At 58.4% G+C, this 22,468-nt stretch carries 18 protein-coding genes and 2 pseudogenes; 15 read left to right on the top strand and 5 right to left on the bottom strand.

Annotated elements, in window-relative coordinates; translation table 11 throughout:
- Positions 1-100: 100 nt before the first annotated feature.
- The 6 genes from ACVWY5_RS06685 (at position 101) to hemN (ending at position 7,257) form a co-directional block, all read left to right on the top strand.
- Positions 101-1,531, top strand: coding sequence for a PAS domain S-box protein (locus ACVWY5_RS06685; protein WP_028336470.1), 1,431 nt, complete (start codon positions 101-103; stop codon positions 1,529-1,531).
- Positions 1,528-2,133 (top strand): response regulator FixJ, encoded by a 606-nt coding sequence (gene fixJ, locus ACVWY5_RS06680; protein WP_028336469.1) that lies wholly within the window; start codon positions 1,528-1,530, stop codon positions 2,131-2,133. Before ACVWY5_RS06685 ends, fixJ begins: the two co-directional genes overlap by 4 nt.
- 623 nt (positions 2,134-2,756) lie before the next feature.
- Positions 2,757-3,590: a universal stress protein gene (locus ACVWY5_RS06675; protein WP_028336467.1), complete on the top strand. Its 834-nt coding sequence runs from the start codon at positions 2,757-2,759 to the stop codon at positions 3,588-3,590.
- A 551-nt stretch (positions 3,591-4,141) separates the two neighbouring features.
- The gene (locus ACVWY5_RS06670; protein WP_051376272.1) at positions 4,142-4,735 is read left to right on the top strand and encodes a helix-turn-helix domain-containing protein; all 594 of its coding nucleotides are present in this window, start codon (positions 4,142-4,144) and stop codon (positions 4,733-4,735) included.
- Between the two features lie 151 nt (positions 4,736-4,886).
- A complete protein-coding gene (locus ACVWY5_RS06665; RefSeq protein ID WP_051376271.1) occupies positions 4,887-5,525 on the top strand; it encodes a hemerythrin domain-containing protein in 639 nt (212 codons plus the stop codon).
- A gap of 379 nt (positions 5,526-5,904) precedes the next feature.
- Positions 5,905-7,257 carry an oxygen-independent coproporphyrinogen III oxidase gene (gene hemN / locus ACVWY5_RS06660; protein WP_028336465.1) on the top strand — a complete coding sequence of 451 codons (1,353 nt, stop codon included), beginning with the start codon at positions 5,905-5,907 and terminating at the stop codon, positions 7,255-7,257.
- Positions 7,258-7,936: 679 nt separating this feature from the next.
- Here hemN and ACVWY5_RS06655 read toward each other — a convergent pair.
- A pseudogene (locus ACVWY5_RS06655) lies at positions 7,937-8,109 on the bottom strand (hypothetical protein); the annotation flags it as partial.
- 455 nt (positions 8,110-8,564) lie between these two features.
- On the opposite strand from ACVWY5_RS06655, the gene ACVWY5_RS06650 reads away from it, so the two are divergent.
- Positions 8,565-8,711, top strand: a complete 147-nt coding sequence (locus ACVWY5_RS06650) for a hypothetical protein (RefSeq protein ID WP_160321790.1) — start codon at positions 8,565-8,567, stop codon at positions 8,709-8,711.
- Between the two features lie 741 nt (positions 8,712-9,452).
- Complete coding sequence (locus ACVWY5_RS06645) at positions 9,453-10,307, top strand: hypothetical protein (protein ID WP_028336464.1); 855 nt, start codon at positions 9,453-9,455, stop codon at positions 10,305-10,307.
- A gap of 671 nt (positions 10,308-10,978) precedes the next feature.
- Here ACVWY5_RS06645 and ACVWY5_RS06640 read toward each other — a convergent pair.
- Positions 10,979-11,788, bottom strand: coding sequence for a prephenate dehydratase (locus ACVWY5_RS06640; protein ID WP_321177574.1), 810 nt, complete (start codon positions 11,786-11,788; stop codon positions 10,979-10,981).
- A gap of 823 nt (positions 11,789-12,611) precedes the next feature.
- Between ACVWY5_RS06640 and ACVWY5_RS06635 the strand changes: the two genes are divergently transcribed.
- Together ACVWY5_RS06635 and ACVWY5_RS06630 are read left to right on the top strand one after the other, a co-directional pair.
- Positions 12,612-13,337: a thermonuclease family protein gene (locus ACVWY5_RS06635; protein WP_028336462.1), complete on the top strand. Its 726-nt coding sequence runs from the start codon at positions 12,612-12,614 to the stop codon at positions 13,335-13,337.
- 11 nt (positions 13,338-13,348) lie between these two features.
- Positions 13,349-14,068 carry a carbonic anhydrase gene (locus ACVWY5_RS06630; RefSeq protein ID WP_028336461.1) on the top strand — a complete coding sequence of 240 codons (720 nt, stop codon included), beginning with the start codon at positions 13,349-13,351 and terminating at the stop codon, positions 14,066-14,068.
- A gap of 863 nt (positions 14,069-14,931) precedes the next feature.
- On the opposite strand, the pseudogene ACVWY5_RS06625 reads toward ACVWY5_RS06630, so the two are convergent.
- Positions 14,932-15,975 (bottom strand): annotated as a pseudogene (locus tag ACVWY5_RS06625) (8-amino-7-oxononanoate synthase).
- Positions 15,976-16,726: 751 nt separating this feature from the next.
- On the opposite strand from ACVWY5_RS06625, the gene ACVWY5_RS06620 reads away from it, so the two are divergent.
- Positions 16,727-17,086: a Dabb family protein gene (locus ACVWY5_RS06620; protein ID WP_028336459.1), complete on the top strand. Its 360-nt coding sequence runs from the start codon at positions 16,727-16,729 to the stop codon at positions 17,084-17,086.
- 262 nt (positions 17,087-17,348) lie between these two features.
- Positions 17,349-18,314 (top strand): IS481 family transposase, encoded by a 966-nt coding sequence (locus ACVWY5_RS06615; protein ID WP_431014454.1) that lies wholly within the window; start codon positions 17,349-17,351, stop codon positions 18,312-18,314.
- 699 nt (positions 18,315-19,013) lie between these two features.
- Here ACVWY5_RS06615 and ACVWY5_RS06610 read toward each other — a convergent pair.
- The gene (locus ACVWY5_RS06610) at positions 19,014-19,187 is read right to left on the bottom strand and encodes a hypothetical protein (RefSeq protein ID WP_321177214.1); all 174 of its coding nucleotides are present in this window, start codon (positions 19,185-19,187) and stop codon (positions 19,014-19,016) included.
- A gap of 207 nt (positions 19,188-19,394) precedes the next feature.
- Here ACVWY5_RS06610 and ACVWY5_RS06605 point away from each other — a divergent pair, with 207 nt between their 5' ends.
- The gene (locus ACVWY5_RS06605; RefSeq protein ID WP_028338031.1) at positions 19,395-19,610 is read left to right on the top strand and encodes a hypothetical protein; all 216 of its coding nucleotides are present in this window, start codon (positions 19,395-19,397) and stop codon (positions 19,608-19,610) included.
- Between the two features lie 197 nt (positions 19,611-19,807).
- Here ACVWY5_RS06605 and ACVWY5_RS06600 read toward each other — a convergent pair whose 3' ends face one another.
- Positions 19,808-20,389 carry a LabA-like NYN domain-containing protein gene (locus tag ACVWY5_RS06600; RefSeq protein WP_028338032.1) on the bottom strand — a complete coding sequence of 194 codons (582 nt, stop codon included), beginning with the start codon at positions 20,387-20,389 and terminating at the stop codon, positions 19,808-19,810.
- Positions 20,390-21,388: 999 nt separating this feature from the next.
- On the opposite strand from ACVWY5_RS06600, the gene ACVWY5_RS06595 reads away from it, so the two are divergent.
- Together ACVWY5_RS06595 and ACVWY5_RS06590 are read left to right on the top strand one after the other, a co-directional pair.
- The gene (locus tag ACVWY5_RS06595; protein ID WP_028338033.1) at positions 21,389-21,694 is read left to right on the top strand and encodes a hypothetical protein; all 306 of its coding nucleotides are present in this window, start codon (positions 21,389-21,391) and stop codon (positions 21,692-21,694) included.
- 79 nt (positions 21,695-21,773) lie between these two features.
- Entirely contained in the window at positions 21,774-21,956 is a 183-nt protein-coding gene (locus tag ACVWY5_RS06590; protein ID WP_321177215.1) for a hypothetical protein, read from the top strand.
- Positions 21,957-22,468 lie beyond the last annotated feature (512 nt).

The following is a 22,468-nucleotide window of genomic DNA, read 5'->3' as shown; positions in this document are numbered from 1 at the left end:
GGCTATCCTGCACAATGTATCGGCGTGATTTGACACGCGTCTGCCTCCGGTGGCGCCAAACGATGTAGGGTCGATTGAATGAGAAGGTCCACCGGCAAATATGTCCGACCACATCTGGTATCGCTATGGCGCTGCCGCGGCAGCCGCTGCGCTTGCCCTCGTGCTCCGCGCGGCGCTAAATCCGTATCTCGAGGACCGCTCATTTACGATCATATACCTTCCGGCGATCGTTTTTGCAGCTTTCGCCGGCGGCCGCGGGCCCGCGAGCTTCGCCACCCTGCTCTGCCTCGTGATCAGCGCGACATTTCTTGGGAAAGGCCTCATCACCGTTTCCGCAAACATGATCGATATTGCCGCATTCGCGGTAATTGGTCCCATGCTTGGCTTCATGGGCGACCGGCTGCGGCAGGAATCGGAGCAGGCGCGGTATCGGCAAGCCCATCTGCAGTCGATCCTGGACACCGTGCCGGAAGCCATGATCGTGATTGACGACAAGGGTATCGTTCGCTCGTTCAGCGCCGCGGCAGTGCGTTTATTTGGCTGGTTGCCGGACGAAGTAGTTGGAAGGAATGTATCCAAGTTGATGCCGCAGCCCTACCGGGCCGAGCACGACCGCTACATTGAACGTTATCTGACCACCGGCGAGCGGCGCATCATCGGCATCGGTCGCATCGTGGTCGGCGAGCGGAGCGATGGCTCGACATTTCCGATGGAGCTTGCCGTCGGCGAGGCCAACGTTCGCGACGAACGCTTCTTCACGGGCTTCATCCGAGACCTAACCGAACGGCGGGCCCAGGAAAGGCGGCTGCAAGAGCTGCAGTCTGAGCTCGTTCACGTGTCGCGGCTGACCGCCATGGGTGAGATGGCATCGTCCATCGCCCATGAAATCAACCAGCCGCTCTCCGCGATCACAAACTACATGCGCGGCGCAAAAGCTCTGCTGGCGTCGGACAAGCCGAACGCCAATCGCATCCGTGATGCACTGGAACACGCTGTCCAACAGGCTCTGCGCGCCGGCGATATCATCAAGCGGCTGCGGGAATTCGTTGCCAAAGGCGAGACGCAGCATTCTGTGGAAAATCCGCTCACGCTTCTTGAAGAGGCTGTGGCGCTGGCCCTGCTCGGCGCCAAGGAGCAAGGCGTGCGGGTGACGATGCACAGCGATCGCGATCTGCCGTCAATGGTCGTAGACAAGATCCAGATCCAGCAGGTCGCGCTGAACCTGATACGCAACGCAATCGAGGCGATGGCTCCCTGTCCGCGCCGCGAATTGACCGTCGGAGTTAGCAAGGTCGATGGCCTCGCCAGGTTTACCGTTGCCGACACGGGTCCCGGCATCAGTGCTGACGTCGCCGACCGCCTGTTCCAGCCCTTTGTCACGACGAAGGAGCACGGCATGGGTATTGGACTATCAATCTGCCGGACTATCGTCGAATCCCACGGCGGCCACATCGTCGCGCAAGCGAATCCGGGCGGGGGCACGATCTTCCAGTTCACGCTGCCATTTGCGGACCTCGGTGAAGAAGCATGACCGGGCGGCGCATTGTTGTGATCGACGATGACGCCGCGATGCGGGACTCTCTGGCGTTTCTGCTTGATATTAGTGGTTTCTGGGTAGCAACCTACGAGACCGCGGCCGAGTTTCTCAATGACATTGCGAGCGGTCCGCTCGACTGCGTTGTATCAGACATCCGCATGCCAGGCATGAGTGGCCTCGAACTGGTCCGCAAGCTGAAGGCCGATCGCATCGTCTGTCCGGTCGTCCTGATAACCGGTCATGGCGACGTATCGCTCGCAGTTGAAGCGATGAAAGCGGGTGCGGTCGATTTCATCGAGAAGCCGTTCGAGGACGAGGTGCTGTTGCGTGCCATCAACGGTGCTTTGGAAGCGCGGCCAACGAAGCCGGCCGATGACGCGGCAAAACTGCAGGCGGAAGCCCGCCTTGCGGACCTCTCGTCGCGCGAGCGTGACGTCCTGCGGGGACTATTAGCAGGCAAGATCAATAAGGTAATCGCCCATGATCTTGGCATCAGCCCCCGGACGGTCGAGGTTTACCGCGCCAACCTCATGGCCAAGACCAATGTACGCAGCATGTCCGAGCTGATGCGGATCGCCATCGTCGCCGGACTCTAACAGGGTCGCGAGCGCGCGATACAGGGCACGAGCAGTGGTTCGAAAAGATCTTAGACGGATCGTCCATGAATGATCTCAATCGCTAGGCGGAGCGTCCTGGAAATGCGTTGCCCAGCGGTCAAGGCGAGCCCGAGCGAACGGTGCACGCGCACGTCACCTAGCCCCGCTCCCATCTGCGACGATGTCCTCGCATGCCGCTGTTTGATTTTGCAGCAGCCGCTGGAGAAGTTGGAGCATTGGCGTATCCGGCTTAACCGCGGCGACCAGCCGCACATCACCCTCCGTTACTGGTTGGCCGTGCCTCTCAGTGCGAACTGTTTCGACGACATGAATATCGAACAGGCTATGGCAAGGAATGGACGGTATCCGCGATCTCCGGCCGCCCCGATCCCCCTGATCTGTGCAACAGAGATCGCTGTGCACGAATCGTGCAGGATTCGCGGTTGACATGACCGATGCGATACATGCCATGCTGGTTCTACTTGGCATCGGACCTGCGCGAACTGTCCGTGGCCGGTTTGATGCTGCCTAAACAAATCTACGAGCGCTAGAAGCAGATCAATTGCCCGGCTCCAGATTTGTGCTCCGATGGGCAGCAATCCTTTCATGCCCGAAGAACGGCAATGTTCGGGAACATATTGGTCCATCTTCCCACCGAGCTCCCGGTGCGGGCTACGGTGAACGGTTCGATTTCCTTCGCGCAGAGCACCGGCGCGCATCTTGACGTTTTGGCAATCGGTTACGAGAGAACCATTATTCCGCTCGCTGCACTCGGCGGGGCGGCCGTCACGTCGGTCTTTGAAATCGAGCAGGCCCGTGCGTTGGAGCGAGCCGAGGCGGCACTTCATGTCTTTGATCTGCAGGCAAGGGGCGCCGGCATTTCCTATGCGAGCCGCGCGCTCACTGCGGTTCCGGCGGAGGCGCGTCGAAGCATCTGCGCCAGCGCGCGAGTGCATGACATGACTATCGTCACACAGCCCCAGAGCGGCTACGACAGCTACGACAACATTATCCCCAAGGAGATCCTGTTCCAGGCCGGCAAGCCAGTTCTGTATCTGCCAGGCGTCTTCCACGGCGCTTTTTCGGCCAGACGAATCGGGATTTGCTGGGACGGCAGCCGCCTTGCGGCCCGCGCATTGCACGACGCGATGCCGCTGCTGTGCGAAGCGGACGCGCTGACCGTCATCGCGATCACTGCTGCGCACAAGGTCCCGGCGGAAAGTTCCGCCGACCATGTGGGACAGTATCTTGCAAGGTCAGGGCTTCCTGCAAAGATCGTGTCGCTACCAGCGTCCCAGTCAGCGCACCGCGGCCTCCTATCGCTTGTGGCGGACGAAAGCCTCGGCCTGCTGGTGACGGGCGGATACGGCCACTCTCGGCTGCGGGAAAGGCTTCTCGGTGGCATCTCGGGAGACCTGCTTCGTGCAAACATCATCCCGGTTTTGATGTCGCATTGAAGCACTAGATGCGGCCTGGACGCCGTCGATCGGCGCAGGGCGAAGCACCGGCCGCCCGCCGAAGAAGAGCGCCGCCTGTCCTGGCTTTCATGCGCCCGCCGTCGCTCCATCGACGAGGCGAGGCGGAAGCCGATCCGCCGCGGTTTCGAAACATTGCACATACGCGACCGGTCTGGAGGAGCGGGACAATCTGGTCACCGCCCATCCGACGAAGTCCGAGCTCCTCTTCAAGGCGAACGACCGACAAGCCAGCATGCAGCTTGCTAATCCAACGCGGCCTCGTCGGTTTTGAGCCGCATTCGAGCAACCGAAGGGGCGCCGCACTCATTCGAGAATCGTCCTCACGGGCTTACGTATAAATACTTAGTGGGTTCTACTTAGGGGAAACATCCAAATTTTCCAATTTGTTAGAAGCGGCCAATCTGCGCCCGCCCCATCGAGGTTCTGAAGATCGAGTCGCCATGTACGCTCAGACCGCAAGCATTCACGAGATTAGCCATCATTCGAGCAGTGTCTTGTGCAGACAACCTCGTACCCATGGACCGTTTGGTATGGTTGCGACCCCGATGCGGTTCGCTCGCAATGGCGAGATCTATGGCGAGGACGAGGCAGCCGAATACCTATATCAGGTGGCATCGGGTGCTGTACGAACCTACAAGATTATGGAAGATGGACGTCGACAGATTGGTGCGTTTTATCTGCCCGGTGACATTTTCGGCTTCGAGGCCGGAGACAGCCATATCTCTTCGGCGGAGGCGGTCTGTGAGACGCATCTTTTGATGGTGAAGCGCAGCGCTCTCATTGCTCGCGCCAGCCACGAGAGCGAGCTCACACGGCAACTATGGGATGCGATGGCGCTTGAGCTCCGCCGCTTTCAGGAACATCTGATGCTCCTGATCAGCAGCGCTGAAGAGCGGGTCGTGGCATTCCTGCTCGATATGTCTCGCCGCGCTACGAAGAACGCTGCGATCGAACTGCCCATGTCACGGCAGGATGTTGCAGATTACCTTGGCTTGACCATCGAAACGGTCTCGCGCACCCTCACTCAACTCGAGCAGAATGGCGTGATCGCCCTGCCGTCCTTGCGCCGAATCGAGCTACGTAACGACAAATTGCCCAGCCGCGTTGCGCAGAACTTGGGCTAAGCTCAAGCATCGCTGTGAAATGAGCGACTTCTTTGCACCGAACAGCGCCGACGAATCGCGGCGCGTCAAGGACATCGAACCTTTGCTTGGGCGAATCTCGCACGGGTGACAGGATCGCTAAGCTTACATTGTTCCTCCGTGGAGCACCGCCATGATTATCGATCTTCTGCTTCGAGAGCATCGCAATATTGATCTGCTTCTGGTCGCCCTCCAACGTGAATTGGAGGTTTTTGAGCATGGGGTCCGTCCAGACTATGAGGTAATTCGCGCGATTATCAGCTACTTCGAAGTTTATCCGGAGGTGTACCATCATCCTCAGGAAGACCTAATTTTCTCCAAGCTCAGAACTCGCGATCCGGACGCGGCTGCTAGCGTCGGCGATCTCGCGCACGAACACCGCGAAGTCATCGACCGTCTGCACCAATTCGCTCGAGCTATCGATGGTGTCCTCGCGGATCGTGAACTTCTTCGGCAAGACGTCGGCAACATCGTGCGCGACTTTATATTGCGGGAGCGGCGCCACATGATGTGGGAAGAACGAGATTTCTTCCCCGCCGCCATCAAGGCTCTATCGGCTGAGGATTGGACCGAAATCGCGTCCGCCCGTACTGATGACGGGGATCCGCTATTCAGCGAGGCAGCGGAAGCCACTTCCGATGCACTAAGAGCGCATATTCTAGAATTGGAGCAAGAAGCTGAAGCCGAACGGAGCTCGGTTGCGTTTTCGTCCGCAATGGCCGGCAAGCCGCCAGATGGCGCCAAAGCCGATGGACCGGCTTTCCCCGACTGATATCGCGCCAAACGGCCCCTACATCCACCGATCGATCGGGATGGACAGTTGCGGCCGCTTCTCGAACCCTCCGGACCTGGCACAGGGCAACGCAGGACCTGACCTTCGACATCTAGACCAATTGCTGTTTGGTTCGCCTCACTCAATCGGTGAATGGATTGGATCACCAACGAACTACGGACGCCCATGCGTATAGGACGCTGCTCATTGCGAGCGGGCGAGCGCTTCATCGCGTTTCGAAGTGCTATGCATGCGCTGCGGGCATGCCCTACCAATTTCGGCTTGATGGCCACAATGGCCCAGCGCGGATATTTGAGCCAGCGCAAAGCTTATCCGCGGCGTGTCCGGTAATCCGCCGAAGAGGAAGAAAGGCATCCGAATGCGACTGGACTTGGCAAACTCCTACGGGCAGGACCGGCTGCCCCGCTACACCAGCTATCCGACGGCCCCCCATTTCTCAACGTTGGTTTGCGAATCCGACTATCAAACGTGGCTCAAGTCGCTGGGCGCCCAGCAATCCGCCTCGATCTACGTGCACGTGCCGTTCTGTCGAAGCATGTGCTGGTATTGTGGCTGCCACACATCTGTCACGAAACGCCAGGAACCGGTCGCGATCTATGCAGCGGGACTGCGGACTGAAGCTTACCTCGTTGCAGAAACCGTTGGTCGACGGCAACCGATTTCTCATATCCACTTCGGGGGCGGCACCCCGACGACCATGACGCCTGAAACGTTTGCTGATCTGGTCAGTTCGTTGCGCTATTGCTTCGCTGTCCTGCCCGATGCCGAGATCGCCGTCGAGATCGACCCACGCATGTTGAGCGAGCCGATGGCCGAGGCGCTGGGTTATTGCGGGGTCAGCCGGGCGAGCCTTGGTATCCAGAGCTTCGATCCTGTTGTTCAGCAGGGCATCAATCGTCTGCAGAGCTTCGGACAGACCGCGACTTCGGTCGACCGGTTACGCCGCGCCGGCGTCGAGCGGATCAATTTCGACCTCCTCTATGGCCTGCCCCTGCAGACGGTTGCCTCGTGCCTTGACACCGTCGCCAAATGCCTCGACCTTCATCCGGATCGGTTTTCGGTCTTTGGCTACGCGCACATTCCTTCGTTCAAGAAACATCAACGCAAGATCGATGCGTCGGCCCTGCCCGACAGCGTCACGCGCCACCACCACTCCGAAACGATCGCCAAGGCTTTGGTTGATGCGGGGTACGTACGCGTCGGCATCGATCACTTCGCCCTGCCGGACGACAATCTCGCCCTAGCGAAGCGGGAAGGCAAGTTGAGGCGCAACTTCCAGGGCTATACCGACGATAGCGCGGACGCTCTCATTGGTCTGGGCGCCAGCGCCATCGGCCGTATGCAACAGGGGTTTGTCGCGAACGCTGTTTCGACAAAGCACTACCTCGCCCGCATCGCCGAGGATCGGCTCGCCACCGCGAAGGGCTATTTGCTGACCGATGGCGATCGTTTCCATGGCGAGATCATCGAGCGGATCATGTGCGACCTGGCTGTCGATCTTTCCGAGACATCGCGTCGTTACGGCCGGGATCCGAGGTCGGCTGTCGTCGATCATTACCGGCTCGACAGCCTTATCGCCGATGGCGTCGTGGCGATTGATGACGGCCAGCTTTCCGTAGCCGCTGGCGCAGAGTTCTTGGCCCGGACCGTCGCATCGGCTTTCGACGCTCACCTCCCTCGGTCCAGGGCTATACATAGTCGGGCGGTCTAACGACTGAGCAGAACTGAACGTTTCAGATGGAGTTCGACACCTGACTGGCTTTGGATGACGACCAATTGCGGCGCAAGTGCACGCCGGTTGGCATCCCGTTCGCGCCCCGCGTCGAGCCGCGCGTCTCAAATAGAGCTTGGAACCGACACTCGACTATCGAGTGGACTCCACGAGTGCTGGAAGCAGGGTCAAAATCAACAGCAAGGGCACGACCACAAGACTTTGCAGTCGGCATTTTCGTATAGTCGCGTCGATCGGGCACATCTTTTCCGGGCAGGAACGCGCACCAGCTTGCGCTTGGTGCCCGTCCATGCCGCGACCTCCCCGCCCGCGCTGCTCGACTCGGCTAGACGTAGCGAAAGTACGCATCAGCGGCAAACCTTCGTGTGGATTTCTTATCCCACGCTATATCGGCCGCATACCACGGCATAATTGAGCTACGTTGAGCTTGTGCTTTAACTGGGGTCAGCTTCTCGGCGGATGTCCTCGCCGTGATCGAGCCATCGGCTGTCCTCCCTCTGCCGATGGAAGCCGGCGCGATGCATAGCAGCGTCGCTCCTCCCGGACACACTCTGCCCGGCCGCTCAAGGCGGCCGGGCTTTTTTTATTCTCCAAGGCGCCTCACGACGCAAACGCCCACAAGCGATCGCCTTCTCGACGAGAGACACTAGGTCCAGGATCAACGGTCGACGGGAGCGGATACAACGCGCAGTTCGGTGCAGCAGCGACCATGTTGACCAGTGCCGGGCGAACCTCCTCCCATTTGCGCGTCTTCAGGCCGCAGTCCGGATTGCCCCAGAGTTGCGAACTCCGCAGCCGCTTCCGAGCGAACGCCATGAGTTCCGGGCGCTCGAGCCGGGCTACGAAATTCATTCCGGCGACAGGCGCGCCTGAGCGGTCGCGCACCTCGATCGCAAGAACAACTCCTTGGGGCGGTGCAAAAGAGGCTAAGGCATCGGCGGCGAGTTCCATCTAAGGAGGCGCGTTGGCGTCGAGCCGACGCGTCGACTCTTGGAAGAGACGAAGCAAGCCTGCGCGATAAAGGTCACGGCGCCGGGCAGGACGCTCTTCATGCAATCTGGCTATCGAACGGTTCATTGAGCACGCTTCGATGCGTCTGCCTTATTCACCAACAACCAAGGATAAGTGTTGAATAGGCGCACGAGATACGCGCTAAGCCCAGCAGCATACTCAGCGAGCACGTTGTTTTAGGACCAGCCAGTCCTGGTAGGCGTCACGCGGATGTTTTTGGCGATACTGCCCAAAGCAAGCATATTGAATCACCATAACGAAAAGAGAAGCCCGCAATGAAAATGGCTGTTTGGAGTGCTCTCGGCGTCTTTGCTGCTGCTGTCTTTACGGTCGGCCTGTTCGGCTGGATCGCAAGACCATTTATGAATCAGGCCGTCAGGCAGATGCTCTCGAAAGTGTTGAGCGGTTCAAGCCGAAGCTAGCAAGGCCTCGGGCTTCCGCTCTTGCCAGTCGACACGTCGGGAAACCCAACTCCCTCCAATATTGGCTTGCGACGACGAACAGATAGACGACAGGTCAAAAAACGCGTCATCGCGCGAGCGGCGAATGCCACCGTCTCGCCCCGCCTGCTCGACTCGAGACCTCCCTTAGCGTCGATTCCAATTGCTCGCCGCTGAAGGCCGCCTTCGCTCCGTTGTTGGCCGCAAAGTGCCAAGCACAACCCGGCTGAGGCGCCTTCGACCTTCGCAGCAGCGGCAACGGCAACGGCCCCGAACCACACGGTTCGATGGCGGCAAACCTGCTTCCAATTGTCGTCAGGATCTGTCGCAGGCATTCGCCCGTGCTGTCGAAGATCCAGCGCGTGACAGGAATCAATCACGGAAGTCGCGACGAATAGGGCTGAATGGTAACATTAAAACGCGCGCAAGTTGGGAAGTCGACAAAGACGGCACAAATCTCGTACGAATTGCCGGCTATTGCCTGGCACGAAGAATGCTAGTCATCGGCATGTCCAGGCTTCTCCTCCTGGGCAGGTCCAGCATTGCAAATTGAGGCTTTGGCTGACCACTGAAGTTAGCGGCGCGTGACATCGAGGGACGGCGCCTGCTCACGCGGGACATCAGCAGGTGCCCGCGTCACGTTGCCGCTAACTTCTTGCGATCGCGCATAGCACGTTCAGGATGTCCCGGTTTAGAATTTGACGTGTGGATGAGCCGGCAGAAATGACCAAAATGTCTAGAAGGCGCATGCTTTGGTTCTGTATCGGTCGGCCGCTGATCTGCCTGGCCGGGTTGGCGGCGACGAGCAACGATGTTCGCGCCAACGACAACGCGCTTGTCGAAAGGGTCAAGTCGACATGGCGAGCGCAAGATGGTGAGACTATAGAACAAATCATCTCCCAAGTCTCGAAGGTGGCTCACTTCGTCCCTCGATCGTGGGGAGTCGCTGAAGGAGTTGACCGAACGAAGTATGTTTACTTTTCGTGGACCAGGCACCCGGACAATAAATCAGACGAACGGTACGCTATCACTTGGAAGATCGCGACCGACGGGACGATTAGAGTTGCGTCGACATATACAAAGCCGATTGAATTGGGCTGGCGCGCGCTGGCGCTCTCGTTGATCGCCAGTGAAGTCACAGATGGCGAAAGGAACCCAAATCTTCGCTTTCTGCATGATCCGGCCAACTTCAACTTCGTGACGACCGCGCAAGGCAAGCTCGGCAATATTCTGCGGCACGGCCGCTGCGATATCATTGAACCGGTTGCAGTGGATTACGTGTCGAAACCGAATAACAAGCCGACTGAAAAGGGTGATCTGTGGCGCGTTCTGCTTTTGGTGAACTGCAAGATCCCAGGGCCCCATTATTTTACCCACAATGGCGTCATCACTTTCGAGAAGAGCGAGGGACAAGATTGGGAGCCTCGATCTTTTTTTGCCAAGCGTATCGCCGCCTTTCCTCCAGGCTCTTGGTTCGATCGCATAGAGCCAAGTGAACGGGAAGCAATAGAGAGGGCGCGAAAGGCCTCGGCCAATGGTCCCACAGAGCGAGATCGCAGCTCAGCTCCTTCACGCTGAGTACTCCGGACTAGCAGCACAGCGGACGCGTTCGGAAGCGGCCCATTCCGCGAGAAATCGATGCGATGACTGTCAAACGCCATCCGGAACTGCCCGTTGCGCCATGAAGAACCGCCCCACCCTCGGGTTCATAATGTCGGTTGAAGGTTAGCTCCGCCACTGACGGGGCGGAACCGACCGGAGGGCCGTCAGCGGCGGCCGGCTTGATGAGGCTGCTCTTTCGCTTGGCGCGGAGCCGATGGCTGTCGCCACGGCTCGTCAGCTCGTGGCTGTGGTGAGCCGCTCGGGGATCGCGGTGGCGACCACCGGGTCGGCGAACACGGTGCCCATTCCCCCATTCGGCAACGCTGCTGGTTCGAGGTGATCGGCATGGCGCCGGTTTCATAGCGACCGCTAGAACGGATGCGCCTCGTCGGGCTCCAGCGGCAAGTAGCTGAGTTTATCGACGACCCGCAGCTTTGGCTTCGCCCGCGCAAGCAGTTCTCGTCCACGCGTCGCTCGCCATGCGCCTTGGTCAGGCCATCCGCGTTACCTAAGTAGGGAGCAATTCCTCGCGACGCCGTGAAGGGCAGTCTTCCTGGGTGCGATATCCCTCACATGAGTGGCTTAAGATATCTGGGCGAGCGACCGACCAGTTCCGAAACGCCTCGCATCGTGCCAAGTAGAAGCCGTCAGTACCGGCGCGGATATGACCCCAGCACGCGAATGTCAGGGCGCTTGCGAAGCAGCCCGGCAAGACTATTCATCGTCTCATGTCCCGCGACTTCAATCAGATATCTATGCCGATCGAGGGCCGTTTTTGCCAGTCGCTCGTAAATCGTCAGGATCTGGACTCCGGCGCCGGCGAAAGAAGCAAGCAAGGAAGCAAGATCCGCATCCCTTACGGTCGCCAGCAACGACGTCTTGTCGTTCTCAGTCGGCGAAGGGCTATCCCTGCCCAGGACCCACCAGCGCGTGACATTGTGCGGACCTTCTTCGATGCCATCCACGATCGAAGCTAGCCCATATATTGCCGCGCCAAATTTGGGGCCAATGGAAGCCTTGACCAAGCCTTCGCTGTTGGCCACGGTTTGCGCCGCGGCGCCGCTGCTCGCCGTCGCGGTACGACGAACCTGCGGCAGCCAGTAATCTAACCAGAGCTTGGCCTCTTCAAAGGCAACCGGATGCCCGAGGACCTCTTTGACATCCTCCAGACGCGCTCCATGACGAGCAAGAAGGCTATAGCCAAGCATTTTGGGATATTCGGCAACGATCCTTACGTTTGCCAGGTCCAGAATCGGATCTAGAAACGGGGTGGCTCCCACAAGGGAAGTCGTAATGGGCAGGCAGGCCCGGTCAATCTTTTCGCTCCGATATGCCGCGATCAATTCATCTTGGGACATGGGAACCAGGTCCGACGGACCGAACAGCTCAAGGCAAGCATGATGTGTCCATGATCCGGCCGGTCCAAGATATCCAATCTGGCCCGGTGTCGCTGTCAAGGTACGTCCATCCAGTGAGAGACTCGCGGCCGCGAGCAACGTTGACGGCCCACCCGTATTGCTCTTTGTCGCGCGGCGGGAAGATGAGTGCCATCGCCAAGTGCGATCTTCATCTTGAAGCGCATGCTGCGTGAACCGATGTCAGTTAGACTACCTCTTGCTTGGCAACATTGCTTGAATGAACGAGGTTTGAATGCGAGCCGTAACGTACTCGTCGTGAGCTAAGAATGCCAGTCCTATCGTCCCATCCAACGCTCTCACATTGCATTCTCAGTTGCATGGTTTCTCTCACCAATGAATGCAATCCTAAGAATGCGGATCTGTACACTTTCGCAGAGCCATCTATGTACCGCAATTCGGCAACACCATAAGCCACCCGCCCCTCATTCATTACCGGTCGTTTCCCGATGTCCGGCACATCGAGCGAATCTACGCCGATATCTTGCGTTGCAAGACGGTGCCCGCGAACGCGTTGCATGTTGGGTTCATTTCTTTTGATGGCCTTCTTTTGGAGCACCTCGGTTGGTTCTTGGACTGATCAGGCTGGCGAGTTCAACGCTCCGCTGATGATTTTGAGCGCGGTGCGCGGCGCGCCTACTGAGAGACGTCGAGGCCGCCAAACGCATACCGCAACATTCGCACCGGAGAAAATCGCTTGAACCTCACGTTGCGTCAGGGCGTAGGTTGGCAATCGACCAGAGCGGTCACTAACCAAACGAAGAATGATGCAACACAGACCAAATAACCGACATGAAGTCCAACGTGGCAATGCCGGGTTGTACGTGCTTCTGATCGGATGGATCAAGAGCGAAAGGCTGCCGGGATGAAACGCCGCGCAATGATCGCTGCATTTCTCGCTGTCATCTCATCTCCGGCTTGCGCAGCGAAACTCAGCGGCCCTCCGCGGATCGTCGACGGCAATACGATCGAGATCGAGCAAACTAAAATTCGGCTCTCGGGCATCGACGCGCCAGAAACGGATCAGATTTGCCTCGACACCCACGGCCAGAAATGGGCTTGCGGCATAGCTGCTCGCGATGAGCTTATCAAGCATTCGAACGGACAAACGTGGGATTGTCATACCACCGGGCGAGATGAGTACGGCAGGTCACTCGGGAGCTGCTTCATTGCAGGCGAGGACGTGAACGCGTGGATGGTACGTTCGGGCTGGGCACTATCATGGGGCCGAAATATCCATATCTACGCCGTCTATGAGGTTGTGGCGAGCCATGCTTATGCGGGACTATGGTCGGGGGCGTTCATCACGCCCTGGGACTGGCGTCACCGCAACAAGGGAACGATTATCATTGGCGCGAGCTCGGTACCGACCGATGCCCAGGAGCTCCTGCTCGGATCCGCTTTGCTATCGGAGCCGCCCTCACCCGAGTGTCTGATAAAAGGCACGGTGGGCGGCAACGGCGAGCGCATCTATCACGTGCCAGGACAATTCGGTTACGGACAAATCGACATGACGAAGAAGCGGGGTGAACGCTGGCTCTGCAGCGTGGCGGAGGCTGAAGCCACGGGATGGCGTAAAGCCGCGCGATGAGGTGGACACACATGCATGCAGACCGTTCGATCACGCCTTCGCGCCGCTCGCTACTGCTGTTCGCCGTCTCGGTGGTTGGCATGGGGCTTGTCGACAACATTGGTAATGCGAAGGAAACAAAGCGGCCGCCCAAGCCGGACAACCAGCTTTCGCCAGATGCTGCGTTGAAGCGGCTAACGGAAGGTAATGACCGCTATGTCCAGGGGTTATCACGAGCCAACGATTTCAAGCGCGAGCGTCAGGTTTTAGTCGATGGGCAAAATCCATACGCGGCGGTTCTGAGCTGCGCCGATTCTCGCGTAGCGCCTGAGCTTGCCTTCGACAGCGGACTTGGTGACCTGTTTGTCTGCCGCCTCGCCGGCAATTTTGCCAACGGTGACACGGTCGCCAGTATGGAATATGCGGTCGCCGTGCTAAACACGCCACTGATCTTGGTACTCGGTCACGATCGTTGCGGTGCCATAGACGCCACGATCAGGTCGCTCAACGACGACAAGCCGGCGCCGGGGCATATTCCATCCCTCGTCGCTGCGCTCGCGCCTGCAATACGGGAATCGCGCCAGCAAACCGGTGATGCGTTCGCCAATGCGACCCGGCAAAACGTAATCGATAACGTCGATAAACTTAAATCGGCGGGCCCGGTTCTGAACGCGGCAGTCGAGCAGAACAGACTAAAAGTGGTTGGAGGTCTGTACCGGCTCGACACCGGCAAGGTTGATTTGCTCAACTGACCTAGCACCTTCGCAATCGTTTAAACGACTAACGCGGCTCCGGTGAGTGCCGCGAATTCGTTCGCGTCCGTCGGCTGCAGTAAATGCACCGGATGTGATCCGCTCCACAATTGACATTTTTTTATGCGCGGGCTCTCTATCCTCCTCGTACTCTACGTACTTATGTTGGCAACGCGCGGCCAGCACCAACATAATTTCCTGCCGCGACCGACTGTGTCCATGCCCGCCGTCAATGCCCTGGCCAACACGGTTGACTGAAGCCGCAGAAATGCGCTGCGATGGATGTTTTGGATCTAAGCACCGTCTCGGCGACAGCGTACAATTTCAGACAATTATCCTCGCCGGATCATCCGTTATGGCACCGATACCGATCGTCCCGTTGAGGGACGTCCGGCTCAGCTGGGGCTGAAGATTACATACAGCAGAATTACGATCACGACGGCTGCCCAGCCGGCCGATGAGAGGAACACGGTTGCTCGCGACGGCATCGGACGGTCTCTCCTGCATCAGCCAACGAAGCGACCGCCAGTCTCGGAAAAGCCGCATCGCTAAATCAATCTTAAGAGCATACTTTGGATCCGCGATAAACCGGAACTTATCTCGCGCGCGACAGCTGCGATCAACGGCTGGAACGTCGGATTTCTGCGCCTTCGCTTTCACGCCTCGAGCCCGGCACTCAAGGATCGATGGACGTCTTTGAGAGTGCTATTCAAATAGCGCTGACCGCTCTGCATAGGTGAGCATTATCAATTTGATTCCGAAGTGCTCAATTCAAAGGACGCAACTGCGTGCGTCGGCGCGCACCTTTGAAGACCGACTTGCCGATTCCAACATCAGCCTCATGATCATCTTGCGCGGCCTCATTACACGTCGCCCCAAGTCTCTTCGACTAACGCATCGATCATGTCGGATACATCATCTTGCACGACATTAAGTGTCAGCGAGATCCGCAACCGTGCCGTTCCAACAGGCACCGTTGGCGGCCGTATCCCACGGATGTCAAAGCCGCGGGCCTGCAGTGCAGAGGCGAGCCGCATCGCGCGGGCATTGTCGCCCACAACATAAGGAATGATCTGTGAGTTCGAAGAGCTCGCGCGACCGCACACAACGAGCTGCCGATGTGTGAAGTCGACCAGATCGATCAGCCGTCGTTGCCGTTCAGGCTCCTCCTGCAGGATTGAGATTGCCTCTCGCACCGCGACTGCCATTAGGGGTGGTGGCGCGGTGGCGAAAATGAATGGACGACATCGCCCAGCGCTTTGCCGCAGGTGTGGACCACCAAGAGGTTCTCGCGCCCCTCATAGGGCGCGGTGAGCCCCCGTCCCCTGCTCGCCGTAAACACATGTCGCATGAGCCTCATCCACGACCAAGAACGCCTCGTAGCGCTCGGCGATTGCGACCAGATCTTTAAGGGGCGCGACGTCTCCGTCCATACTGTAGAGGCTCTCCACCACGACCCAGACGCGCCCCTTTCCGCCTTTGGCGCGCCAATCACCAATCGTGTCTTCGATCGACTGGGGGTCATTATGAGCGCTTATCCGGAACTCGGCTCGGCCCGCCCGTGCGCCTTCATGAGTGCTGGCGTGTGCGAGCGAATCGATAACAAGCAAATCGCCATGCTGCGGCAACGTTGTCAGAATGGCAAAATTTGCGATGTAGCCGCCGCCGAAGAACAGCGCTGTCTCCGCTCGGAAGAACCGCGCCGCCTCCGATTCGAGAGCTTCCTGCTCCTCACAATTGCCGCGCAGGAGCCGTGACCCACCAGCTCCGATCGGCGTACCGGCATCGATCGCGGTGAACATAGCCTTCTTCATACGGGGCGCATTCGCCAGCGCCAGATAATCGTTTGAAGCAAAATCGATCCCTGTGCGCGGCTTCAGGCCGCGCAGCCGATCGTCATCTTTCAAGGCTCCTAGGGCCGCGACATAAGCATTAAGCGGCGGGTTTATCGATCAAATATCCTGCCGCCCGCAGCGACCGATCGAATCTTCGTGGCACAGTTCTCAGCTTGTGCCATGTCACCGGCGCGCGACCGATTTGCATGTAGATCGAAGCGCGCTGGCCGAGGAAGCACGGCGTCTCCAGTCCATCGGTAATGAACCGACGTCCGGCGAACAAGTCTCTTGTCCGGTTGAATCTGATTCTGCCCGTCGCGACCACGCGCACCAGGATCGCTCAGCGACGCCACCAATCGTACGCCCTTGACTTCATTCCAAAACGTGAATGAGCAAGCAGGACAAGTATACTGACGCGATCGTCGACAAACTTGCCCATGCCGGTGATGCCGACGCTGCTCATCTTGATGCCAGCGTCACGCGAAGACATCTGCCCCCAATTGTCCGCACCTAAAAAGCCCTCCCGAACGCCCGCCGAGAGGGTGAACCAACCGCGGTACGGGTCATTCCGCCGTCGCATAGCTATGTTGGCCGATTGCGCTTTCCCACGCGCTCGAAAACTTCGTACAAAGCAGACAAGCGCGCGTTCGATCAGCGAGCGTGATCTAATCGTATCATAAGCGCACGCTCTGTACCCAAGCGATTGCGACACCGACTACCAATTCCGGCGCACAAAACCGTCGACTTCCTTGGCGCGTGTTGCCGCGCGGCCAAGCTAACGATAACTATCTGACCGACCTGCAACACAAGCTTCGGGCCATCCATGATTCGTCACCTCGTCTTGTTCGCCGCCATGGATGAGGCTCACATCGATAAAATCATCGACGGCCTGGCGGTTCTCACAACGATTCCACATGCACGCCGGCTCGAGATCGCTCGCAATCGCAAGACCGACCAATTCGACAACAATATCGACGTCGTGGTCTATGCCGAGTTCGACAACGAGACGGAACTCGCAGCTTATAAAGAGCATGGCCTATACCAGGAGGCGATCAGGCTGGTCCGGCCACTCCGGGAGCTGCGGTTTGCGGCCGACTACGATGTGTCCACAGATACGCGCTTCGCCGCGGTCGGAGGAATGATCCAGCTTAGCCGGCGAGCCGCGCCTACGTGCGGACGTTAACCCGGCGTCGATGCCAAGAGACCTGCGGGATTCAACCGAACGGCGCGCTCGTTGACACGGGGATCATATCGGAGCGCATACGAGCCCACGCAGTCGTTCGGTGACTAACTTGTTCAAGGCACTTTCGAGAATTGAATGGTCGAGCCTCTCACTGCGATGCGCTGTCTTATGAATCGCTCGCACTTTACGTTTCTTGCTGGCCTAGGTGTTTTGTCCCAAGCTTTGATGGTGCATCCTTATCGCACGATTCGAAGGAAGCGCTATGGGACAAGTTTTACACGGCTGCGCCAGGACGACGGAGGCAGTCCGTCGAGCAATACAGAATAGTCAAGAGAGCCTGAGAACACTCGCCAAGCGCTACGGGATCAACCAGAAGACTGTCGCGAAGTGGAAGCAGCGCGACACCGTCGCTGATCTTCCGACTGGCCCAAAGGAAGCCAAGTCGACTACCCTTTCCATCGAGGAGGAGGCGATCATCGTCGCTTTCCGGCGGCATACGCTATTGCCGCTCGACGATTGCCTCTATGCGCTGCAGCCGACCATCCCGCATCTGACGCGATCATCCCTGCATCGCTGCCTCCAGCGCCACGGCATCAGCCGATTGCCGGAGGTCGAAGGCAGCAAGCCTCCGAAGAAAAAGTTCAAGGCTTACCCGATCGGTTATTTCCACATTGACATTGCTGAGCTCCAGACCGCTGAAGGCAAGCTCTACCTCTACGTCGCGATCGATCGCACCAGTAAGTTCGCCTTCGTGCAATTGGTCAGCAAGACGGGAAGGACCTCCGCCGCGGCCTTCCTCAAAGCTCTAATCGCGGCTGTCCCCTACAAGATCCACACGGTTCTCACCGACAATGGGATCCAGTTCACCTTCCCGCCGCGCTACGCAGACGGCCCGACGGCAAGATATGTGACACATATGTTCGATATGCGCTGCCAAGAGAATGGCATCGAACATCGGCTGACTAAGATCAAGCATCCCTGGACCAATGGCCAGGTCGAACGCATGAACCGCACGATCAAGGAAGCGACCGTCCAACGCTATCACTACGATCGACACGATCAGCTCGAAGCTCACCTTGCCGACTTCATCAACGCCTACAACTACGCTCGGCGGCTCAAGACCCTGAAGGGTCTCACTCCTTACGAATACATCTGCAAATCCTGGACTTCCCAGCCAGAACGATTCAAACTCAACCCGCTCCAGAAAATGCCGGGACTAAACACCTAGCGCAGCAAGCCATTATCGTACGTTTCATAAGGATCTGCATTTGTATGCGATCGAACCGGCAGTCGCCGCCGGTTGATACACGGGCCTCTAGTCTCTCACCGGCGCCAACTCGAGACTGAGCTCTGACAGAGCTTGTTTTTGCCCCGCTCCCCCATTTGAAATTTGCCGATCACGGCTGGGAAGGGCGGCCGGCGGCCGGCGTGCATCGTCCTCAAAAAGGACGCAAGAATTGTACGAAACGGACAAAGCCGCGCGCTATCATCGCCGACGTGCCCAGAATGGACCACAAGAGCACGTTCCGAAGGCTCTGTGCCATGATCATCAAACGCAATGGTCGAGCCGTTCCGCAATGGCGGGCTCAAACAGCAACAATTGCTAGTGATGTCGTTGGGCGCTACAATACGCTCTTTCCCAGGGACCGTCCCGGACATAGGGGACTAGCGACATGTACGGGTACGTCACGCGTGCCAACATCGATCGCTATCTCAATGTGCTCTACAGCACTGATCTCACCAGCCATGAACGACAAACGGTCACGAGATTGTTGCTCGGGAGTTTGACAAGCTCCGTCATGATCCCGCGCAGCTAGAGTTTGCCGAAAAGCGAGCCGCGAACGGCCGCGAAAGGGTAAACCACGCCAGGCGCCTACGCGAGTCCTATGCGCTCGGCACAACAGAACGCGAAGCGTCGGATAGGTTGTTAGTAGCCGTCGAAAGCCTTCAAAGCCTGCTGGATGCCTTTATCATGACCTGCACGGGTTCTCGCGGCATCTAAGACGGCGACTTGATCGTAGAATGACGCTAGGTCCGGCACGAGGTCGACTTGATCTTGGCCACATCCCTGCCTGCCATCCGCTTCTAATTCATAGCTCAAGTATGGATCTCCATTGCGGAGATCCAATTTGCCACTGCGCCTTTATGTCGTGAACCGCTATCCCTGGAGTGAAATCCATCAAGGGATGAGGCTCCAAGGCCGGCTTCAAGCGTTTTTTGGGATAAAATTGCATTCAAACATCGCGCTCAGTGAAGACAATGACGCGATGAAAAGCGTCTCGTTGGCGAACTGGACCAGGAGCAGGACATGGCCAGTCATTTCTATCGACTGCTTTACCGAGTCCGCATGCGAGCATATGCCGAGGCGCTTTTTCGGCGTAGCGGGCACGAGAAGCAGGAAAAACTTTGGCTGCAGTGCAGCCTGATGCGGCTTGGGAGCGAACTACGGCAATCCGACCACTGGTCCAGCGCAGCTGGTCAGCCCGCGCAGGATGCGGCCGAAGCCATCGTCAGTCCCATCTGAGGGCGCGGGAAGGCGTGCTGCCGAGCGCGTTACAGCCAGCAGCAATCCCCGTTGGTGCCGGCCTTTCCGAGAGGATGGCACAACAGCATGAACAGGCGCGAGAAGCACTGAGAAGAAGTCATCACGAGATATTCGTGCTCCTCGCATGGAGCCGGCGGGCCGCCGGGCATTACGGCCACTTGCCGTCACCGCATGCGCTATTCCGTGCTACCCGACTCTTGGTTGCCGGCATCTGTCGCGGGCCCGAACTGATCGGCCGGATCGCGCCCCAGCTTCGGCTTCAGCTGCGCTAGTTCGATAAAATCATCTGCCTGTCGCCGAAGTTCGTCTGCGATTATCGGCGGCTGGACCGCAATGGTGGAGACGACGGTGACACTGACGCCGCGGCGCTGCACGGCTCTAATCAACGAACGGAAGTCGCCGTCACCAGAGAATAGGATCATCTGGTCGATATGCTCCGCGAGTTCCATGGCATCGACCGCTAGCTCGATGTTCATGTTACCCTTCACCTTACGCCGACCGCTGGCGTCAAGAAATTCCCCAGTTGCCTTGGTGACGACGGTATAGCCGTTATAGTCCAGCCAATCGATGAGCGGCCGGATCGACGAATACTCCTGATCCTCGGCGATCGGCGTGTAATAGAACGCCTGCAGCAACAGGCCCCGCCTCCGATACTCCTCAAGCAGGCGCTTGTAGTCGATCTCGAAACCAAGCGCCTTGGAAGTGGCGTGGAGGTTGGGACCGTCAATAAAGAGGGCGAGCTTTTCGAATTGGGACATCACTGCTCCAGCTTCCAAAATGGATGCGCGGGGCCGCGCAGGTTATCCACTAGCCGCTTGCGAGGCAGAGCTGGAGGGTTGGCAGCCAAGGGGTCCCTTCCAATGACACGGGGCGTGATTTATGTCGAGGCTCATAGCGAATCGAGACCCGACTCAATGAAGTAGACGTGCTCGACATGCCTGTTCGGCTCATGCAGAGCTATACCCCTTTTCAGGGTGACCGCTCAAGGAACTGCGCTATTGCCGGAAGGTCCTGCAAATAACGTCGCGCCAGAATCGCATTTTTGACCAAGAGCAGCTCCTTGGGACGCTGCAAAAGAGGTTAGGGCATCGGCTGCGTGTTGATCGCCCGCTTGTGAGCTACACTTTTGGAGCAGTCCAGGCATCGACGACGGCGGGCACGTGGTCTGCCATGGCCTCTCTCCTGGCGTGCGTTTTTTGTGCCCCGTGCGGCAAGCGGCCCCCACCCCCCACGGAGACGAGCGTGGAGCCTGCTCCCCTCACCCTGAAGCGATAAGCCACGCTGTGTCATAGACTCACAAGAGTTCAGGTCTTCCGCGCGTTTTACGACGTCGCGTAAGACAAACAAATTCAGATAGCCACACAGCCAGCTCTTGGAGGCGCGCGTCTCTTGCTTTGCAACAGCCTGCGCGCAGTAGGGGTGCGCCTACGAGCAAGGAAAGTCCTAGACACCACACCGCTTGAACGCTTGAACTTGGTACGCAGGATGTTGGGATGTGGGATGAGCGTCGGCAGAATGTTCTAAGGTCAGCGCAAGCAGATCGTTGCGGCGGTCCACGTGTTCTATGTCGCCCCAAGTGAGACGGGTAATTCCGCGAAATGGCCCGAAAATAACTAAACGATGACCACACGAAACAGACTGTTATGACAACCGCGCCGCTCGCATGGTTGACGCGATATGACCGGTCTGATGGAGGCGAATGGCGCGGGCAATCACCGAATCGTTCCGTCGCGAAAAGATCAATCCAGGAGACATGGATGAAGTTAGTGAAGACCTCTGTGATCGCACGCGCCCTTGCGACCTTGCTTGCGAGCCCTGGGCTCGCCCAAGGCCTCTCAGCCGACACCAAGGGTCACAACGGCGCACAGAGCGTACAGGGCGGCATGAGCGAAGATGAGGATGCGTCCCCTGAACCCCGCGCTGCGAGCGATAAAATGGGCACGAAGTCGACGAAGTCGGCTAAGGATACCAAGGGTGCAGCTGGCACCACCGGTACTACCCACAAGGGGACGGTTGGCGGCGCCGCAACCAGCGATGCGCCGACAAGCGGCAAGCGTCAATAACGTGTAAGCCCTCTCGTCCGCAAACCTCCGGTCGCGCGCTGCGACCGGAGGTTATGTGCGGCGCAGACAGGCGACCGCCATGGCCGGCGCGATCATCGTTCGCGAATCTTATGAGGCGGTGACAAGATCCGTCCAGCGATCCGGCGGTGAAATGGCCTACGTGCTCGTCGGCGCTCTGATGAAATTGGGACCGGTCGTGCGGCGCGCCGGTCCGGGGCCCCCGAACAATCGTCGATCAGATCAAGCGATGGTCGGCAAATAAGAGAAGCTCTGCAGAAGACGACAAACGTTGGATCGCGGGATGCAGCACGAACCATATGTTGCAGCCCGAATACCCTGCTACATGCACGTGCACGATGGCCATTCGGTACACAATGTCTGCGCCGATAACGCACCCTCTTATGCATCGCAGGGCAACGCTGTCTCCCAGACGTCGGCCCCGCCGCGGAGGGGCTTTTTTGTGCCCATTCCCTGCCCTTGGATAGATCGACGAACGCTTTCGTCGAGGCGTCGGGTCATGTCGCGCTGGGCGACAGTTTTAGCGCAATCGGCAGCCCATCCTTACACTCCACACAAACAGGCTGAAGAGGAGACACCCGCGCGTTCGAGCAGACATCATCGAACCGAAAGCGCTTGAGCTGGCTGCGGGAACAATCCACGAGTCTGCCTTGCAGCGCGTAACCACTCCCGTCCCAATGGCCGTAGCGGCGCTGCGGTTGGAAACCCTGCCCCGCATACGGGCTCAAAGGCTCGATCCAGAACCAGATACTCTCG

Source organism: Bradyrhizobium sp. USDA 3256, assembly GCF_054058275.1.
The sequence above is the reverse complement of the archived record's forward strand: the minus strand, read 5'-3'. Positions and strand labels throughout refer to the sequence as shown.

Bases quoted from the DNA above. Each gene is read 5' to 3' on its own strand.
- ACVWY5_RS06685 (WP_028336470.1), top strand. From the start codon at position 101: ATGTCCGACCACATCTGGTATCGCTATGGCGCTGCCGCGGCAGCCGCT.
- fixJ (WP_028336469.1), top strand. From the start codon at position 1,528: ATGACCGGGCGGCGCATTGTTGTGATCGACGATGACGCCGCGATGCGG.
- ACVWY5_RS06675 (WP_028336467.1), top strand. From the start codon at position 2,757: ATGTTCGGGAACATATTGGTCCATCTTCCCACCGAGCTCCCGGTGCGG.
- ACVWY5_RS06670 (WP_051376272.1), top strand. From the start codon at position 4,142: ATGGTTGCGACCCCGATGCGGTTCGCTCGCAATGGCGAGATCTATGGC.
- ACVWY5_RS06665 (WP_051376271.1), top strand. From the start codon at position 4,887: ATGATTATCGATCTTCTGCTTCGAGAGCATCGCAATATTGATCTGCTT.
- hemN (WP_028336465.1), top strand. From the start codon at position 5,905: ATGCGACTGGACTTGGCAAACTCCTACGGGCAGGACCGGCTGCCCCGC.
- ACVWY5_RS06650 (WP_160321790.1), top strand. From the start codon at position 8,565: ATGAAAATGGCTGTTTGGAGTGCTCTCGGCGTCTTTGCTGCTGCTGTC.
- ACVWY5_RS06645 (WP_028336464.1), top strand. From the start codon at position 9,453: ATGACCAAAATGTCTAGAAGGCGCATGCTTTGGTTCTGTATCGGTCGG.
- ACVWY5_RS06635 (WP_028336462.1), top strand. From the start codon at position 12,612: ATGAAACGCCGCGCAATGATCGCTGCATTTCTCGCTGTCATCTCATCT.
- ACVWY5_RS06630 (WP_028336461.1), top strand. From the start codon at position 13,349: ATGCATGCAGACCGTTCGATCACGCCTTCGCGCCGCTCGCTACTGCTG.
- ACVWY5_RS06620 (WP_028336459.1), top strand. From the start codon at position 16,727: ATGATTCGTCACCTCGTCTTGTTCGCCGCCATGGATGAGGCTCACATC.
- ACVWY5_RS06615 (WP_431014454.1), top strand. From the start codon at position 17,349: ATGGGACAAGTTTTACACGGCTGCGCCAGGACGACGGAGGCAGTCCGT.
- ACVWY5_RS06605 (WP_028338031.1), top strand. From the start codon at position 19,395: ATGGCCAGTCATTTCTATCGACTGCTTTACCGAGTCCGCATGCGAGCA.
- ACVWY5_RS06600 (WP_028338032.1), bottom strand. From the start codon at position 20,389: ATGTCCCAATTCGAAAAGCTCGCCCTCTTTATTGACGGTCCCAACCTC.
- ACVWY5_RS06595 (WP_028338033.1), top strand. From the start codon at position 21,389: ATGAAGTTAGTGAAGACCTCTGTGATCGCACGCGCCCTTGCGACCTTG.
- ACVWY5_RS06590 (WP_321177215.1), top strand. From the start codon at position 21,774: ATGGCCGGCGCGATCATCGTTCGCGAATCTTATGAGGCGGTGACAAGA.